This window comes from Dysgonomonas termitidis, from assembly GCF_042654545.1.
GTDB classification, from domain to species: domain Bacteria; phylum Bacteroidota; class Bacteroidia; order Bacteroidales; family Dysgonomonadaceae; genus Dysgonomonas; species Dysgonomonas termitidis.
This window is the reverse complement of sequence record NZ_JBHSGN010000111.1, coordinates 33,895-50,567: the sequence shown is the minus strand read 5'-3', so window position 1 is coordinate 50,567 and position 16,673 is coordinate 33,895. Positions and strand designations below refer to the sequence as shown.

Sequence of the window (16,673 nt, the reverse complement as noted above, 5' to 3'; positions counted from 1 at the left end):
CGATAGACAGGATAGGGCGGTAATAACAATATTATTGCTCTGTTTTTTTATATATCCATTTGTTATCAGCTATGGAGAGGATGAGTGAATCTTCGGACAGGATTTCGATATCCAGACTTCGGAAAGGGATCTCGCCTTGATACAGATCCAATTCATAATTGTGAATTATAAACCTGAAAACCAGGGAGTCTTTCCTTTCAGACATATGCTGGGTACATTTATCCCCATCAAAAATAAGGTAGGTACGGTCTTTATTATAATCTACATCTACATTGTCGTAGATAGTTCTGTCCACATCTGCCAATATCCATTTTCCTTGTATAAGTGAGGTGTTTACCTTATCTGCATTGTAAGGGGTACAACCGCAGAGCAGGTATCCGGCAAGGGATAGGATGAAAATGTAAGCATCTCTTTTCATAGATTATATGTATTGAATGCAAATTAACGAATAAATTCTCATTATATATACCTTGTAGAAAAAAACCGGACAATAATTAAATATATTGTTTTTACTGCTATATTTGCTTAAACGTAATGTATAATCGATATGAAAACAATAGGTAATATTATCTGGGTATTGTTCGGAGGCTTTATGATAGCTTTGGAATACTTTATAGCAGGCTTTCTGATGATGATCACGATCATAGGTATTCCATTCGGTATCCAGTCTTTCAAACTGGGTATTCTTGCATTATGGCCTTTTGGCAGCAAGGTTGTAGAGGATGAAAGCTCTATTGGCTGCCTTAATCTGATAATGAATATTATCTGGATCATTATCGGTGGATTCTGGATTGCGCTTACTCATTTGTTTTGGGGAATTGTATTCTGTATCACAATAATTGGCATTCCTTTTGGTAAGCAACACTTCAAGCTGATACATCTGGCACTGTTTCCTTTCGGGAAAAAGGTAGAATAGGTGCGATACCGGGTGTGCAATCAGAACGAATTTTTACTTATTTAGACCTGAAACCCTCTTGTAAACTTCTACCCCGTGTGGTTACAGAGCTTATATCCTGATATTTCCCCAGGGCATCGGCCTGTAGTACTGTGCACGGAAAAGGACTTTCGAAGCATACAAAACGTCCGTCAGGTATTTCCGGGGACTTACTGATATAAATGGTTGCCCCATTGTCCAGTTTGTAAGGAAGAAACTCATCTGTATATAGGGTAAGCGATTTGAGTAGTTCCCTGTAAGGGTACTGCCTTATAATGATGTCGGATACAGGCCTGCTATTTGCTTTAGGGGTTTTTAAGTCAAACATATTGTAAAACTTGATAGAACGGCTTACAGCCCAGTATCCCATAAGAAGGGCAAAAGCTGCAGTAAGTATTGTACCCGTTTTAGGGTACAGTTTTTCTTCTCTTGTAGCGAGTAAAAGATAGCAGATATAATATATAATAGCAAACAATATTCCTCCTATAAACCGGGGGTCGGGCCCTCCCATATACCATAATCCTATTATTACCAGTAATACGATATAGACGAAATAGATATTCTTGTTCAGGTACCTCTTCTTCATCAGAGAATATACGACAACAACAGGGGAGAGCAGGGTAGGAACTATAAAAATGAGATTCATTCCCCACTTGTATATTCCGCCGAAACTACTTAATTCCGGATTTAAAATCTGCCACACAACATCTTTCAAGACACCTATCCCGCACGAAAGGATAAAATCTTTTTCTTCAATGGCGACAAATGCAGGAAGTTTCCAATCAACAGAAAATATATCTATTTCGTGAAGCGGAAAAACCAGATAGCCCGAAATAATAACGTTTCTGGTAAACCAAAGTGCCAGTATTACAGCAAGGATGAAACTCAGGAATAAGACTGCGCGGTATTCTTTACTCCGGATCAACCGTCCCAATATATATAACGAAATGAGGCCAAGCGGAATTGTGGTAAGTTTGAATGTGATCAAGGCTATCGGAATAACTATGAAAAATAATTTTTTGTTATCCGGTGAGTTTGGATATAATAACAGTTTTGCTATCAGGTATAGTGATACCAGGCTGGGTATGGCATCGGTAGATGTTGCCGCCAATGAATAGCCGAATGTGAAGATGTATCCTGTTATTACCAATAAAAGCAGGATGCGTTTTATCTCATAGCCGGATTGTATGATCTCCTTTATTGTCCAGCATATTATAGCCGCTAATACCAACACCTGCAGACTATATACTCCTTCGCCAAAAAGAACCCGTAGGCTGAAAATAGCCGACAGTAAAAGGTAATTGGAATTGAAACTAAACCGATGTTCTATATTTCCCAATCCGGGTACTATGGCAAATTCCTCATTCCAGCGTATATTCTGTTGATGGTAGAGCAGGGAGTCGAATACGCCTACCTGCCATATGATGGCAACCATCAGGCTGATAATGGGTATAATGAAAATGGCTGACTGAAAAGCATGTAAATGGACAAAGCTTGATTTTACTTTGCGGACGACAGCCCGAAGGTGATTTCTCCTTATGATCCAGTATATAATGCATGCTGTAATTAGTGCCGATAATATATAATGATTGGACGGCAACCAGAATGAAGTAATGGATACCGGTATCAGGGTAAAGCACATTCCAAGCAGGAATGTATCCGTAAGTCCATATTGTTCATCTTGTTTGCAAAGTCTGTTATATAAGGAGATAAAAATGTCTCCCAAAGAAAGGAAAACTACCGCGATAGCAATCCATGATATAATTATAGCGAGCATCTTCGACTAAATTTGATTACAAAGATACGGATTTTCTTTTAAATTTTCTTTATTGCTGATAATCACATACAAAGAAGAAAGTATAGTCGCCGACAGTTTCACTATCGACTTGTAACCACCTGATATTATTTTTGGCCGGAGTTGTTTTAGCGATGCGTTTCCCAGTAGAGTCATAGTCTTCGACCGATAGTATTCTGAATCTTTTGTTTGTACACTCATACAGGCAGTTATAAATACAGTAACTGAAATCATTCCATTTATCGGCTTTCTCAGTTTTCCCCATTTTAGTATATTCAGCCCTGATCTTGTCTATATACAACTTCTTGCTTTCCGGGCTTATATAAACCCTTTTCTCGCGGGCATAGGCTACCGCACCTTCGTGCCGTATGCTGGCTGTATCCGTATATATTTCCACATCTTCGGCTACAGCAATGTTAAACCACCCTTCATATTTTGGATGTACACTGCTTGTTGTGGATTTACAGCTCGATAAAAATAGTATAAGGCTTATGAGAAAGACAATGTATTTCATATTATTCTGTTATTGTTTATAGTTAAAACAAAGATAGGTTATCAAAAGATTATATATTGGTAAATAGCTTATAATTTTTAAGAAAGTTTATCTATAGATAGGAGCTGTTAGCCTTTAGCTTACAGCTTATAGTTCTTTGAAAGAATGAAATGGCCCCTCCAACTTCCCCAAGGGGCAGGGCTGTTAAGTTCTCTTCTTTGTTCTGTTATTTTCTGCTGTCATTGGCTCCGCTTCGCTCTGCCGAACGTTGTTTCTGAGTGGAACGAAGGACCCCGACCCTGAGAAACGAGATGTTTCACTCCGTTCAACATGACACAGAGGGTATAAATAATTAGAACTTAACAGCCCTGCCCCCAAAGGGGACTTACAGAGAGGGAAAAAAGTAACGGATAGAAAATAGTGGAAAAAGTGTAACTTTTGTAACTTTTTAACAGTTACGAGTTTGCCTCGCCTTCGCTTCGGCGAATGTTATTTCTGCGCCCTTTGGGCAGTTACAAGTTACAAGTTACGAGTAGACAAGATACGAGATACAAGATACGGGTTGTTAACTGCTTACTGTTGACTGTTAACTGATATATCTGTTACCTTTTTAGGTATGCCAGATGAATTTGTATTGATTATACTGTTTGCTACTAATGTTTTACGTGTGGTAGTTGAAGTCCTGTATAAATTTAAAAAAAAGTTTCCATTTTCTATTGCATATATAAAAATATGCCATATATTTGCAGTGTACTAATAAACTAATACACTAAATGTATGATAAAAATAAATGACTTAAGCTTCTATTACAATAAGAAACGGCCTGTATTTGAGCATGTTTCTTTTGATATGCAAGGGGGGATATACGGTCTGTTAGGCGAAAATGGAGTGGGCAAAACCACTTTGTTACATTTAATTAGCGGATTATGCTTTCCGAAAAATGGTAGTTGTAAAGTTTTTGAGTATGAATCCGCATATAGAAATCCGGAGATGTTGAAGCAGCTTTTCTTTTTGCCGGAAGAGTTTCAGGCTCAGAATATGCTGATAAAAGACTTTATAAGATATAACTCATCTTTCTATCCCAATTTCAGTGAAACACAGTTCGACGTTTATCTGAATGACTTTCACGTAGAAAAGGACAGGAAAATGGCTGAATTATCTTTCGGACAAAAAAAGAAAGTAATGATAGCATTTGCTCTCGCGCTTAATACACCAATTACTTTGCTGGATGAGCCTACAAATGGTTTGGATATTCCATCCAAGGCGCAGTTCAGGAAAATAGTGGCTTCAGCATTCGAAGAAAACAGATGCATCCTGATCTCCACGCATCAGGTACGTGATCTTGAAAGCCTTATAGACCCTATTATTATACTGGATCGTAATCAGGTGTTGTTGAATAATTCGGTGGAAGAGATTACTCAAAAACTTTTGTTCTCGTACACATCTTCCAAGCCGGAAGAAGCGCTGTATTGTGAGCAGACAATGCAAGGTTATGCATCGGTGCAGGTAAATAAATATAAGGAAGAAAGTACCCTGAACATAGAAACTCTGTTTAATACGGTTGTTAATAATAAGACGAAAATTAAGGAATTATTTAACTCTAATCAGTGATAGAATGAATGCTATATTTAATATAAATCGTTTTTGGGAACTGGAAAAACGTAACTTTTTTTTGTCCAGGATGCAATATATCTATATTGCGGGCGGACTTACAGGCCTGTACTTTTTATCCATGCTTTTGAATGTACTGACAAACAATAGTAATTTGATCTGGTTGATAAATTTTATTGCGGGTACGATCATAATAGCGGGTCCTTGCTTTTTTGAAAAGTCGAGGGGAAAGCATTCGAGTATTTTCGATTTCACATTACCGTCATCAACTTTCGAAAAATTTATAAGTCTCTGGACTAAATATGTGATTGTACTGCCGCTAATGATTTTCATATTATTGCTATTGCTGAATATTATAACAGGTTTTATCCCGGTGGATGGGGTACAGGCACATGCTAAGGAAATGAGATTGACAGAAAATCTTTATGCATTCAAAACTTTATCTACGGTGCTGTTTTTCCAATCTATATTCATGTGTGGATATTATTACTTCAAGCGGTATGCCTTTGCCAAGACCTCTGTTGTTTTATTAATACTGTTTATAGTAGTCGTATTCGGCGCGATACTGATGGTGCATCTGTCCATGCAGCATGGTAATATGACTTTTAATCTGGACAGCGACCAGCAACAGTCTTTCAGGGTCGGTTACGAAGCCGGGCATTCAATGGGTTTTATCGCTTTTACTTCCGATGTCATAGTTAAAACCTGCAGTATTGTAATAAATGTGGTTGTTCCTGTGGGTATGTGGATTGTATCCTTTTTTAAACTGAGAGAAACTGAAATTTAACATTATGGATTTTAAATCAAATAAACCGATATATCTGCAAATAGTAGACTTCTGCTTCCAGAAGATGTTGACCGGTGAATGGGCGGAAGAGGAACGTGTGCCTTCTGTCAGGGAATTGGGGACAACATTGCAGGTGAATCCCAATACCGCTATGCGGGCGTTTGAATATATGCAGACAGAAAATATCATTTACTCAAAGCGTGGTATGGGATATTATGTGGCGGAAAGTGCCCGTAAACAGATACTGAATCTTCAGAAGAAAGAATTCTTCGAGGAAATGCTTCCTGAAACTTTCAAGACTATGGAATTGCTGGATATCAGTATAGATGAAGTGGTTGATAGGTATAATAAGTCAAAAGGATAGAGATATTATGAAAAAATATGCAAATAAAATTTTAGCCGTTATGATAGCAATCGTTGTAGTATGTATAGTTGTTATAGTGTACAAACTTATTGATATACTAACAGCGTCTCTGTGACAAAAATAATAAGGGAAGGGAGCCCCGACACCATATAAAATACCCATTCTTTCCCTGATAAGAATGGGTGTTGATTTTTATTTCTTGTCTTCGGTTCCTTCGGTTTGTTTGCTTTGCTCTTTCGCAGGAGTGCTGCTTCTTGACGAGGTACTGTTGCCGGAGCCATAAGACGGGCGTTCTGTTCCGCCGGACGATGGTCTACCGCTATTTCCGGGTTTATTATCTTCCGTCGGTCTGGTACTAGGCCTGCCTGAATTGGAGGTATTGTTATCCGGACGATTTGAAGGCCTGTTGTTTTCCGGCCTGTTTGGTTGTGATGGCCGGTTAGGCATTGGCCTGTTCGGATAAGTGGTGTATGGCGGACGCGGAGAAATTCCGGCAGGAGGAACGTCTTCATACATGAAATCGTACCGCGATAATCGTCCGTTCCAGAATTCTATCGCATAGGCTTCATTTCTGTAAGTATAGTATTCGTACACATCCAGCTGTCCGTCTTGTGTGTAAGAAGATGATAATACTCGTATAGGTGCGCCCATTATCTGGTTCACCTCATTCTGGGTCATTCCTACAGACAGGCTCGATACATCTGCAAGCCGCATAGTGCCACAGGCAGAGAATAACAGAACTATAAATATAATGATGAATGCTGACTTTTTCATAACAGTTCTTTTTGGTAGTTTAGTTTCCTATTAGAATAGAGAAGGGTATGAAAGGTTTAACTCTGTTTAGATAAATTATGAGATATCCTATTTCCCTTTTCCGAAATATACAACCTGTTTCACAACAGCGTTCGTTATGCGTATAGACGATATTAACCGTCCTGTGTTTTCTGAAAATACATCGACATTCCATACATGTGTAGAACGTCCTTTGTGTTGGATTACGCCTTTGGCGCGGACTGTGTCACCTACATTCGCACTCGATATATGACTGGCGCTTATCTGCATACCAAAGCATCGTTCATCGCTTGCGCATACGTTATTAGAGCCTGCCCCTGCCAGCGATTCGGCGAGAGAGATCGTTGCCCCGCCATGCAGAACGCCCATTGTTTGGGTCATCTGCTGGGTGACAGGCATAATCGCTTCAAGAGACATTGGGTCATCAGATTCTATGAATGTGATGTTCAATGTCTCCAGAAAAGTATTCTTCATTCGCTCTTGTATATTGTTTGTATCGAGCCTCATTCTTTATTAATTCTGGCCTACGAGAAAACCATTAGCTATGATGGCACCGTCCCCTTCCAGTTCTATTATATAGGTTTGGGTTGGTTCCATTATGCCTTGTATAACGGTAATTTCTACATAGTCTGTACTTGTTACATTATAGAAAAGCGCGAACTCTCCTAATTGACAACGTTTTACATCCGGATATTTTTTATTCGACTTAGTCAGTTCAGGATCAACTGATACCCAGCCTTTTTCGGCAAGGAACGGGCAATCGCTGGTCATGGTAAGTTGCACTCCGCTGCTCAGTGTAACGCGTACAAGGCGATTATACATTATTTTGTTTATACTTTTTACCTTCTTTTCTTCGTATACTTTATCTTTGATATTGAATGATAGGACAATATCTCCAACTTCCAGGTTTTCAATATTCTTTTTCTTGTCATCAAACATTGTTATTTTTGTGCCCGCAGCCAGGCTACTACTCTGCGCAGCCACACTCATATTGAGCCCAAGAAAGCAGATAAGTGTGAAAAGGAAAAATCTGATTTTCATATTAATTTCGTTTTTCTATGTAAAGTTTTGTACAAAGATAGAAATATTTTGCAAAATGTCCCTGACTGACAATATATATCGGCAAATATATTTATAATAACCGGACAATCACTCTACGGTAACCGATTTTGCCAGATTCCGCGGCATATCCACATCCCTGTTTTTATTGACGGCTATGTGATATGCGAGCAATTGCAGGGGAATCGATGTCAACAATGGATCGAGGCACTCTTCTGTAGCCGGAACTTCGATATAATGGTCGGCCAGTGCTTTCATCGTTTCATCACCTTCATTAATAATAGCTATGACACGGCCTTTACGGGCCTTTATCTCCTGTATATTGCTTACCACTTTCTCATAAATGACGCTGTGTGTAGCAATTGTTACTACCGGCATTTCGTTATCTATCAAAGCGATAGGACCGTGTTTCATCTCTGCGGCAGGATAACCTTCGGCATGGATGTATGATATTTCTTTCAGCTTTAAAGCTCCTTCGAGGGCAATGGGATAGTTATATCCACGTCCCAGATAGATAAAGTTTTGTGCATAAGTAAAAATCAGGGAAAGTTCTTTCACCTTATCGCTCAATGCCAAAATATGCTCGATTTTCGAAGGAATGTTCTGGAGTTCTTTTATTACTTCCAGATACTTACTTCCGGTAATTGTGCCTTTTTCTTTCGCTATGGTCAGGGCCATCATTGTCAATACGGTGACCTGGGCTGTAAATGCCTTTGTGGAAGCGACCCCGATTTCGTGTCCGCAATGTGTATATGAACCGGAGTCGGTATTGCGGGGAATGGAAGAACCTACCACATTGCAAACTCCATAAACAAATGCACCTGCTTTACGGGCCAGATCGATAGCTGCAAGCGAATCTGCTGTTTCTCCCGACTGGGAAATAGCTATGACAATATCATCAGGGCAGATTACCGGATTACGGTATCTGAATTCCGAAGCATATTCCACTTCCACCGGAATACGGCAGAATTCTTCGAACAGATATTCTCCTATCAACCCGGCATGCCAGGATGTGCCACATGCTATGATTATGATACGCCGTGCATTTATAAATTTATCTTTATGGTCAATGATGCCGGAAAGCGTTACATTTGTACCCTCGATATTGATTCGTCCGCTCATGCAATTTTTCAGGGTTTCGGGTTGTTCGAATATTTCCTTTAGCATAAAGTGGGGATATCCTCCTCTTTCTAGCTGGCTGAGATTCATTTCCAGCTCTTTCACTTTCGGAGTACGCTCGATATTTGATATAGTGACAATCTTAGGAGCTTCATCCCGTTTGATTACAGTTATTTCTTCATTATCCAGATAGACTACCTTTTTTGTGTATTCGATAATCGGAGATGCATCAGAACCTATAAAGAACTCTCCTTCGCCGATGCCTATTACTAAAGGACTGCTTTTGCGGGCAGCGATAATCTGGTTCGGATTCCCTTTCTCTATTACTGCAATCGCATATGCGCCCACTACCTGATTCAGGGCTATCTGTACTGCAGTGAACAGGTCGCAGTGATTTATCTGTTTTATATATTCAATCAGTTGTACCAGGACTTCAGTATCGGTACTACTATGAAAAGAATATCCTTTATTTATTAATTCAGCTTTTAAGACAGCATAGTTTTCTATGATCCCGTTATGGATAAGCGCCAGTGATTCCGATTGTGAATAATGGGGATGCGCGTTGGCATTGCTGGGTTCTCCGTGCGTAGCCCAACGGGTGTGTGCAATTCCTATTGTACCCGTTACATCTTTGTCACGGGCATATTCTTCAAGATCTTGTACCCGTCCCTTAGCTTTATATACCGATAATTTATTTTCATCGTTAATGATAGCAACCCCGGCGCTGTCATAACCTCTGTATTCAAGCCTGTGTAATCCCTTTATTAAGATAGGATAAGCCTCGCGAAAACCAATATAACCTACTATGCCACACATATATTTATATATTTTTTATGCAAAGATAAACAAAAAGGCTTTTTTTAAACGTTAAGTTGTGTCTTTAACAACTTTATTCCATTTTATTTCATGTTTTTTTATCTTTGTGTTACTTGATATAGTTTCTACAAACTAAATTTATAACCTGATGTATTTAATCTTGACAGGTTGTCTTATTATTTTTTTGCTAACCAATTAACAAAGACCTCTCAGATCCTTTTTTATTTTAACCTGTATTTGCAATTCATAGTTAAAAAGTAACAAAGGTAACAGATATATCAGTTAACAGTAAACAGTTAACAACTCGTATCTGGTATCTTGTCTACTCGTAACTTGTAACTGCCCGAAGGGCGAAGTAACTCGTAACTGTTAAAAGGTAACAAAGGTAACAGATATATCAGTTAACAGTAAACAGTAAACAGTTAACAACTCGTATCTGGTGTCTTGTCTATTCGTAACTTCCCCAAAAGGTAACAAAGGTAACACATGTTTCAGTTAACAGTAAACAGTTAGCAGTCAACAACTGGTAAGATGTGAAACCTTTGCGTCTTTGCGCCTTTGCGTGAAACAAAACAGGGTGTCAGTCAATTCATAACTCGTAACTGCCCTAGGGCGTAGTAACTCGTAACTGTTAAAAAGTTACAAAAGTTACACTTTTTCCACTATTTTCTATCCGTTACTTTTTTCCCTCTCTGTAAGTCCCCTTTGGGGGCAGGGCTGTTAAGTTCTAATTATTTATACCCTCTGTGTCATGTTGAACGGAGTGAAACATCTCGTTTCTCAGGGTCGGGATACTTCGTTCCACTCAGGATGACAGCAGAAAATAACAGAACAAAGAAGAGAACTTAACAGCCCTGCCCCTTGGGGAAGTTGGAGGGGCCTATCATTCTTTCAAAGAACTATAAGCTATAAGCTAAAGGCTAACAGCTCCTATCTATAGATAAACTTTCTTAAAAAATATAACTATGTGTTTGCTTAATCGTGTTAACCTGTTACTTTTGAATGGAAGAGGTAATTAAAAAAGTTTTAGAAATTGTGCTTATCAGGTATATAAGCCATAGATTGAAAAAAACAAATATATAATGATATACAGATACTTGACCTTTACAATTGCATTGATCATCAGTTTATCGGCACTTTCGGCACAAAACGGAGTGTCCGCAAAGCTTGTCCCCGTAGAAACCGGATCGGAAAATATAATAGCACCTCAATTTCCGGGAGGAGAGGCCGGATTATATAAGTTTCTGGAGAGTAATATCAGATATCCTTATCTTTTGCTAAAGATAGAAATGGAAGGCGACCTCGACATAAAGTTCACGATAGACAAGGATGGAACGGTGCGGGAGGTTGGAATCACAAGAGGATTTGATCCCGTTGCCGACGATGAAGTAATACGTGTGGTGAAAGCTATGCCCGGATGGACACCTGCCACCGATTCCGGTCAGCCTGTAAAAATGGAGCAAAAGCTTACTGTCAGTTTTAAGGCAGATGAAGATCTGAAGAAAAGGGCGAAAGAACAGCGGGAAAAAGAAGCGAACGATAATTTTTATGTTGGCTCTCTTGTAACTAATGAAACAGATTTATCGGTAAGAAAATCGGATGGGATTGTTGCCGCCATAATATCCCAAGGGGATACTTTATTGAATAAAGCCCCTCAGTTTCCCGGAGGAAGGGAAGCTCTGGAAGCATATCTGCAATCTAACCTGAAATACCCTAAACGGGCTATTCAGATGGGGATAGAAGGGCGGGTCATATATAATATATTGATCTCGGAACAAGGGGAGATATCCCGGATAGCCTTATTCAAAGGTATATTCCGTGATTGTAACGAAGAGGCTTTTTACCTGATAAAGAAGATGCCTAAATGGATTCCCGGTCTTAAAGAAGGTAAGCCTGCACCGATGGAAGTGATGTTGCCTATTCCTTTTGTGTTGCCAAAATAGTTTTTTTTTCGGAAAGAACGAACTTTCCGGATATTTCTTTGTTCTATTTACTGTAACTATTATAATAACAGTATATGAAAGTATTAGAAAGGAATACAGATTTAGGATTGCTCATTCTCCGGTTGAGTATCGGTGTATTGATGTTGATGCATGGTGTAGCCAAATTGATGCATGGCGCAGGAGGTATAGAACAGATGCTGGAAGCCAGTGGGTTACCATCTTCTATCGTTTATGGTGTATATATAGGGGAGGTAATAGCCCCGTTGTTTATTATATTTGGTTTTGGTACGCGTATCGCGGCAGCTATATTTGCATTCAATATGCTTGTAGCTGTAGGGATGGCGCATAGTGCGGACATATTTACGGTTAACGAAGCAGGCGGCTGGACTATCGAGTTGCAGGCTTTGTATTTCTTTGGTGCGGTAGCCCTGATATTTACCGGAGGTGGTAAATATGCTCTTAGCAATAAGAAACTCTGGGATTAAATATTTACCCATCGATATATTGCGGCTGATACATGATGTGTCGGCCGTTTTTGTTATCCTATAATTGCTTGAAATAAACATTATTTACTTAAATTTGGATTTGGATTAATGATAATAACCGCTATGGGAAACGATCATATTATTATATAAATATGAAGTATAAAAAATAAACCCCTATATAAGGATATAATAAATGCTTCCTTGTGATGATGGAAAGGTAAAATGTTAAACATAATTGCATCTTTCGTGTTAAATATATTGAAAATAGAATCACATAATTAAAAATTTATAAATTATCAAATCACTGGTTTTATGACTATAAAAGAACAATACTGGCAATATTCCCTGATTATTATCATCCTTTTCATGGGAGTGATTCTCTTTCATTATTTTTCACCTCTCTTTAGCGGTATATTGGGTGCGTCGACCGTATATATTCTGGTAAGGAAGCAGATGTTTTATTTAACCGGAAAAAAGAGGTTAGGGAGGAATTTGGCAGCTTCGCTTATATTGATAGAGGTGGTTATGTGTTTTCTTATTCCTCTGGCTATTGCCGTGTGGTTATTGATCCAGGAATTGCAGGGTATAAATTTAAACCTTACCTCGTCTATAGAATCTGTCCAGGAAGTAATAGCCATGGTGAAAGAGCGCACCGGTTACAATATATTAAGTACGGACAACCTTGTGAGCGCTGCCGCCTATCTGCCCAAAATAGGACAGATACTTATCGGTAGTGTGAGCAGTTTTGCCGTCAATTCAGTAGTAATGTTATTTGTCCTCTATTTTATGTTGATCGGAGGAACGCGAATGGAGACTTACCTGAATGATTTACTGCCATTTAATAATGAAAACAAAAAAGATGTCCTTCGCGAAATCGATGTAATGGTAAAATCGAATGCTATAGGTATTCCTTTGCTGGCATCCATACAAGGTATTTTTGCAACTCTCGGTTATATCATATTTGGAGTTCCCGATCCTATACTTTTCGGGTTTCTTACATGCTTTGCTACTATTATTCCTATTGTGGGAACGATGTTTATCTGGCTGCCGCTTGTTATTTATATGGCCATTACCGGGGATTGGCTGAATGCGCTCGGTCTGACGGCTTATTCATTGATTGTTATTTCCAATGTCGATAATCTGCTGCGCTTTGTTCTTCAGAAGAAGATTGCAAATACACATCCGCTGATTACCGTATTTGGTGTTGTGATAGGATTGCCGGTATTTGGGTTCTGGGGTGTTATCTTCGGCCCGCTGTTCCTGTCAATGTTTATACTGTTGGTAGATATATTCAAACGCGGCTATCTCGACAGTGACAGGTAGGGATTTTTCTTGAGACATATACATTTTAATATTACTGCTTATGAAAAAAACACTGTTTCTGCTTATTGTAAGCATCATATTTTGCGCAAACCTATTTCCCCAGCAGGCTTTATGGGGAGGTTCCGAAATTGTTTCTCCGGAGGTACATGAGAATAATACTGTGACTTTCAGATTGCATGCTCCTAATGCAAGAGAAGTAAAAATATCCGGAGATTGGATACAGCAGCCTGTAGCTATGAATAAAGATGATAAAGGTCTGTGGTCATATACGACCGGACCGCTTCATTCCGATCTTTACAGTTATTCCTTCTGGGTAGATAGTTTGAAGACAGATGATCCAAGCAATGTTTATATCAACAGGGATGTCTCCACCCTTTCCAACATATTTATAATCGGAGGGGGGAATGGAGACTTATATAAAGTGAATAAAGTCCCTCACGGCTCAGTGACGCGCCGGTGGTATTCTTCTCCCGGAAATGATATGCAGCGCAGAATTACAATCTATACGCCTGCCGGATACGAAACCGGCAAAGAAAAATACCCGGTGCTGTATCTGCTTCATGGCATGGGTGGCGATGAAGAAGCATGGATGGCTCTCGGGCGGACTTCCCAGATACTCGATAATCTGATTGCACAGGGTAAAGCAAAGCCGGTGATAGTGGTAATGACAAATGGTAATGTAGCTCAGGAAGCGGCTCCCGGTGAATCGAGCCTGGGTTTTTACAAACCGTCTTTCATGCTTCCGCACACGATGGATGGAAAGATGGAAGAGACCTTCAAAGATGTGATAAGTTTTGTGGAAGACAGTTACCGGGTTATAAAAGATAAATCGGGCAGGGCAATAGCCGGCCTGTCGATGGGAGGTTTTCATTCTTTGCATATTTCCCGCTATTATCCCGATACTTTCGATTATATCGGCCTTTTTTCTCCGGCGATCATGCCGCGTCAGGATGTTGAGTCGCCTGTATATAAAGATATTGACGCTACATTGGAGGCCCAGAATAAGAACGGGGTAAAGTTATACTGGATTGCTATAGGAAAAACCGATTTCCTGTACAAGGATGTAACCGGCTACCGGGCAAAACTGGATAGTCTCAATTTCAAATATGTCTATCATGAAAGTGAAGGCGGGCATACATGGAGCAACTGGCGAGATTATATGATAGAATTTGTTCCGCAATTGTTTAAATAGGTAACCGGGAGTAAGGATTAACAGGTCGGTGACCTAAAAAATAAGGCTTGGGAATCCCAGGCCCTATTTTTATATCTAAACCGAACACTACATTAAGCCTTAGCCTTGGCTTTAGCTTCAATGCCGGATAGTTCGTTCGCTAATTTCCCTGCTACATCGGCAGTTACCTCATTGATTTTTTTTGCCCCTTTTCTTACTTCTTGTCTGGCGCGTACTCCGGCGCGCAAGGCTTTGCTCTTACCTACGACAAGGGTATGGTCTAATTCAGCTTTAGCTTTACCTGTAGCGTTATTTACTTTGGTGCGCAATTCTTCGCGGGTTTCTTCATCCGATAGCTTAAGTGCTGCATACACTCCCAGTGCACCGACAGCAAGTCCCAATATAAAACCTTTCATAATGTTATCTATTTTGTGGATTAGTAAATTTCTTATTAACAAATATAGGATATTTATTAAAATAACAATCAAATGGAGGCTATTGTTTATCCTTAAATAACTAAATTGTTAAAATATGGTTTAAGGAATAAGACTTTGCCAATAAGGTTTTATTAGGGGATTAATACAGGATCATAATAGCCAGGCCTATGCCGAGTACTATGAGGAAAACGGCGCTTATTGCTGTCAGAAAGCGGGCAGTCTTCCGTCCGAACATATTGACCAATCCATCGATTTTTTTCAGATTGTATGTAGTGGTATTTACATCTCCAAAAATCCAGTTCCAGTCGAAAATGCATGCCAGGAGAAGGAATATGCCTATTGCTATACAAAACAGGGGGAGTATAACCGGGTGTTGATCGTAATAGTCTTGTATTGTGTCTTTAAGGTTATCCATCAGAAGAATTATCTATTATTTTTTTTATTAAAAATACTTCCGAATAAAGGAAAGATAAGTATTACAGGAATGAATTTTACAGGAAAATCAAAAACGAAGTAAGCAATAGCAAATCCTATCATTAATATAATAGTGATAAGAAGTACCCATTGTGTAAATCCCCAATTATGACTTTTTCCCTTTTTATCGTCCATTTGTATTCCGGTTGTATCTTTTATACAAAACTAGCGAATATTTTCCTCAAGTATATATTTTCCTCGATGAAATGCTTATTTTTAATTCAAAAATATATTTATGATTCAATATTTTACTATATTTGTTGCTGTGATTTATTTTTATACCGGATAATATAGTTGCTAAGTTAAAATTTAATAGCGGATAGTATGGAATTTAAAGACAGGTTGAAGCATTTATTGGAGAAAGAGGGCGTCACCGCTTACCGTATATGGAAAGATACAGCGATAACCAAGGGTACAATCGCCAATTATATAGAAGGCAAGACGAATCCTAATAAGTCAAATATTGCCATCTTGGCAGCATATTTTAAAGTGAATGAAGAGTGGCTTGCCAATGGGACAGGATATATGAACCGCCCTGAAAAAGTACGGGGCGAAGAGCCATACCTTACCACCAAGTCGGGACTGAAGTATTATGAAATGTCGAACGGGAAGTATCGTATGCGGGTACCTTTTATCCCTGTAAAAGCGTATGCCAAATATATCGACGATTGCCGCGACGTGGAGTATGTAAGCGATGAATTCGAAGAATTTGACTTTATTGTAGACAAGATAGGGCATGGCCGTTATTTTGCTTTTGAGATAAAGGGCGATAGTATGGACAATGATTCTAAGCGTAGTCTCAGTAATGGTGATATTGTGCTGGCCCGGGAGTTGGGCAAAGAACATTGGCGCAACAAACTGCATACCGAGGATTTTCCAAATTGGGTAATAGTGCTTAATAATACGATACTATGCAAGCAAATAATCAGCCAGGATCTGGAGAAAGGTACCATAATCTGCCATTCCCTGAATCCATCACCGGAATATGCTGATTTCGAGCTTAAACTCGATGATGTCTGCCAGTTGTGCAACATTGTGCAGCGGATGTCCAGCACTTTTTAAAAGGAATG

General features: G+C 39.2%; 18 protein-coding genes. 9 read left to right on the top strand and 9 right to left on the bottom strand.

Going from position 1 to position 16,673, the window contains the following annotated elements:
- Positions 1 to 31 precede the first annotated feature (31 nt).
- Positions 32 to 418 (bottom strand): hypothetical protein, encoded by a 387-nt coding sequence (locus ACFO6W_RS18460; RefSeq protein WP_379999124.1) that lies wholly within the window; start codon positions 416 to 418, stop codon positions 32 to 34.
- 129 nt (positions 419 to 547) lie between these two features.
- Between ACFO6W_RS18460 and ACFO6W_RS18455 the strand changes: the two genes are divergently transcribed.
- Positions 548 to 916: a YccF domain-containing protein gene (locus ACFO6W_RS18455; protein ID WP_379999122.1), complete on the top strand. Its 369-nt coding sequence runs from the start codon at positions 548 to 550 to the stop codon at positions 914 to 916.
- Positions 917 to 953: 37 nt separating this feature from the next.
- Here ACFO6W_RS18455 and ACFO6W_RS18450 read toward each other — a convergent pair whose 3' ends face one another.
- Complete coding sequence (locus ACFO6W_RS18450) at positions 954 to 2,711, bottom strand: LIC_10190 family membrane protein (RefSeq protein WP_379999120.1); 1,758 nt, start codon at positions 2,709 to 2,711, stop codon at positions 954 to 956.
- 49 nt (positions 2,712 to 2,760) lie between these two features.
- Positions 2,761 to 3,243, bottom strand: coding sequence for a surface-adhesin E family protein (locus ACFO6W_RS18445; RefSeq protein WP_379999117.1), 483 nt, complete (start codon positions 3,241 to 3,243; stop codon positions 2,761 to 2,763).
- 756 nt (positions 3,244 to 3,999) lie between these two features.
- Between ACFO6W_RS18445 and ACFO6W_RS18440 the strand changes: the two genes are divergently transcribed.
- From ACFO6W_RS18440 to ACFO6W_RS18430, 3 genes are read left to right on the top strand one after another with little or no spacing between them, the layout of a single operon-like run.
- A complete protein-coding gene (locus ACFO6W_RS18440) occupies positions 4,000 to 4,833 on the top strand; it encodes an ABC transporter ATP-binding protein (RefSeq protein ID WP_379999115.1) in 834 nt (277 codons plus the stop codon).
- A gap of 4 nt (positions 4,834 to 4,837) precedes the next feature.
- Complete coding sequence (locus ACFO6W_RS18435; RefSeq protein ID WP_379999113.1) at positions 4,838 to 5,620, top strand: hypothetical protein; 783 nt, start codon at positions 4,838 to 4,840, stop codon at positions 5,618 to 5,620.
- 4 nt (positions 5,621 to 5,624) lie between these two features.
- Complete coding sequence (locus ACFO6W_RS18430; protein ID WP_379999111.1) at positions 5,625 to 5,984, top strand: GntR family transcriptional regulator; 360 nt, start codon at positions 5,625 to 5,627, stop codon at positions 5,982 to 5,984.
- 192 nt (positions 5,985 to 6,176) lie between these two features.
- On the opposite strand, the gene ACFO6W_RS18425 is transcribed toward ACFO6W_RS18430, so the two are convergent.
- The 4 genes from ACFO6W_RS18425 to glmS form a co-directional block, all read right to left on the bottom strand.
- On the bottom strand, positions 6,177 to 6,758 hold the full coding sequence (locus tag ACFO6W_RS18425) for a hypothetical protein (RefSeq protein WP_379999109.1): 582 nt from the start codon (positions 6,756 to 6,758) through the stop codon (positions 6,177 to 6,179).
- Positions 6,759 to 6,845: 87 nt separating this feature from the next.
- A complete protein-coding gene (locus ACFO6W_RS18420) occupies positions 6,846 to 7,250 on the bottom strand; it encodes a PaaI family thioesterase (RefSeq protein ID WP_379999107.1) in 405 nt (134 codons plus the stop codon).
- Positions 7,251 to 7,289: 39 nt separating this feature from the next.
- Entirely contained in the window at positions 7,290 to 7,817 is a 528-nt protein-coding gene (locus tag ACFO6W_RS18415) for a Hint domain-containing protein (protein ID WP_379999105.1), read from the bottom strand.
- 108 nt (positions 7,818 to 7,925) lie between these two features.
- Positions 7,926 to 9,770 (bottom strand): glutamine--fructose-6-phosphate transaminase (isomerizing), encoded by a 1,845-nt coding sequence (glmS, locus tag ACFO6W_RS18410; protein ID WP_379999103.1) that lies wholly within the window; start codon positions 9,768 to 9,770, stop codon positions 7,926 to 7,928.
- A 1,082-nt stretch (positions 9,771 to 10,852) separates the two neighbouring features.
- Here glmS and ACFO6W_RS18405 point away from each other — a divergent pair.
- From ACFO6W_RS18405 to ACFO6W_RS18390, 4 genes are all read left to right on the top strand, one after another.
- A complete protein-coding gene (locus tag ACFO6W_RS18405) occupies positions 10,853 to 11,713 on the top strand; it encodes an energy transducer TonB (protein ID WP_379999101.1) in 861 nt (286 codons plus the stop codon).
- 74 nt (positions 11,714 to 11,787) lie between these two features.
- Positions 11,788 to 12,198, top strand: a complete 411-nt coding sequence (locus ACFO6W_RS18400) for a DoxX family protein (protein ID WP_379999099.1) — start codon at positions 11,788 to 11,790, stop codon at positions 12,196 to 12,198.
- Between the two features lie 312 nt (positions 12,199 to 12,510).
- Positions 12,511 to 13,521, top strand: coding sequence for an AI-2E family transporter (locus tag ACFO6W_RS18395; RefSeq protein ID WP_379999097.1), 1,011 nt, complete (start codon positions 12,511 to 12,513; stop codon positions 13,519 to 13,521).
- A gap of 40 nt (positions 13,522 to 13,561) precedes the next feature.
- Positions 13,562 to 14,713 carry an esterase gene (locus ACFO6W_RS18390; protein WP_379999095.1) on the top strand — a complete coding sequence of 384 codons (1,152 nt, stop codon included), beginning with the start codon at positions 13,562 to 13,564 and terminating at the stop codon, positions 14,711 to 14,713.
- 92 nt (positions 14,714 to 14,805) lie between these two features.
- Here ACFO6W_RS18390 and ACFO6W_RS18385 read toward each other — a convergent pair whose 3' ends face one another.
- Entirely contained in the window at positions 14,806 to 15,108 is a 303-nt protein-coding gene (locus ACFO6W_RS18385) for a hypothetical protein (RefSeq protein WP_379999093.1), read from the bottom strand.
- 160 nt (positions 15,109 to 15,268) lie between these two features.
- Positions 15,269 to 15,544: an immunity 17 family protein gene (locus tag ACFO6W_RS18380; protein WP_379999091.1), complete on the bottom strand. Its 276-nt coding sequence runs from the start codon at positions 15,542 to 15,544 to the stop codon at positions 15,269 to 15,271.
- Between the two features lie 383 nt (positions 15,545 to 15,927).
- Between ACFO6W_RS18380 and ACFO6W_RS18375 the strand changes: the two genes are divergently transcribed.
- Positions 15,928 to 16,665: a LexA family transcriptional regulator gene (locus tag ACFO6W_RS18375; protein ID WP_379999089.1), complete on the top strand. Its 738-nt coding sequence runs from the start codon at positions 15,928 to 15,930 to the stop codon at positions 16,663 to 16,665.
- The last annotated feature ends 8 nt before the right edge of the window (positions 16,666 to 16,673 follow it).

Coding starts and splice junctions, on each gene's coding strand:
- ACFO6W_RS18400 (WP_379999099.1), top strand. CDS start 11,788: ATGAAAGTATTAGAAAGGAATACAGATTTAGGATTGCTCATTCTCCGG.
- ACFO6W_RS18380 (WP_379999091.1), bottom strand. CDS start 15,544: ATGGATAACCTTAAAGACACAATACAAGACTATTACGATCAACACCCG.
- ACFO6W_RS18445 (WP_379999117.1), bottom strand. CDS start 3,243: ATGAAATACATTGTCTTTCTCATAAGCCTTATACTATTTTTATCGAGC.
- ACFO6W_RS18440 (WP_379999115.1), top strand. CDS start 4,000: ATGATAAAAATAAATGACTTAAGCTTCTATTACAATAAGAAACGGCCT.
- ACFO6W_RS18415 (WP_379999105.1), bottom strand. CDS start 7,817: ATGAAAATCAGATTTTTCCTTTTCACACTTATCTGCTTTCTTGGGCTC.
- glmS (WP_379999103.1), bottom strand. CDS start 9,770: ATGTGTGGCATAGTAGGTTATATTGGTTTTCGCGAGGCTTATCCTATC.
- ACFO6W_RS18420 (WP_379999107.1), bottom strand. CDS start 7,250: ATGAAGAATACTTTTCTGGAGACATTGAACATCACATTCATAGAATCT.
- ACFO6W_RS18375 (WP_379999089.1), top strand. CDS start 15,928: ATGGAATTTAAAGACAGGTTGAAGCATTTATTGGAGAAAGAGGGCGTC.
- ACFO6W_RS18385 (WP_379999093.1), bottom strand. CDS start 15,108: ATGAAAGGTTTTATATTGGGACTTGCTGTCGGTGCACTGGGAGTGTAT.
- ACFO6W_RS18455 (WP_379999122.1), top strand. CDS start 548: ATGAAAACAATAGGTAATATTATCTGGGTATTGTTCGGAGGCTTTATG.
- ACFO6W_RS18405 (WP_379999101.1), top strand. CDS start 10,853: ATGATATACAGATACTTGACCTTTACAATTGCATTGATCATCAGTTTA.
- ACFO6W_RS18450 (WP_379999120.1), bottom strand. CDS start 2,711: ATGCTCGCTATAATTATATCATGGATTGCTATCGCGGTAGTTTTCCTT.
- ACFO6W_RS18390 (WP_379999095.1), top strand. CDS start 13,562: ATGAAAAAAACACTGTTTCTGCTTATTGTAAGCATCATATTTTGCGCA.
- ACFO6W_RS18435 (WP_379999113.1), top strand. CDS start 4,838: ATGAATGCTATATTTAATATAAATCGTTTTTGGGAACTGGAAAAACGT.
- ACFO6W_RS18460 (WP_379999124.1), bottom strand. CDS start 418: ATGAAAAGAGATGCTTACATTTTCATCCTATCCCTTGCCGGATACCTG.
- ACFO6W_RS18430 (WP_379999111.1), top strand. CDS start 5,625: ATGGATTTTAAATCAAATAAACCGATATATCTGCAAATAGTAGACTTC.
- ACFO6W_RS18425 (WP_379999109.1), bottom strand. CDS start 6,758: ATGAAAAAGTCAGCATTCATCATTATATTTATAGTTCTGTTATTCTCT.
- ACFO6W_RS18395 (WP_379999097.1), top strand. CDS start 12,511: ATGACTATAAAAGAACAATACTGGCAATATTCCCTGATTATTATCATC.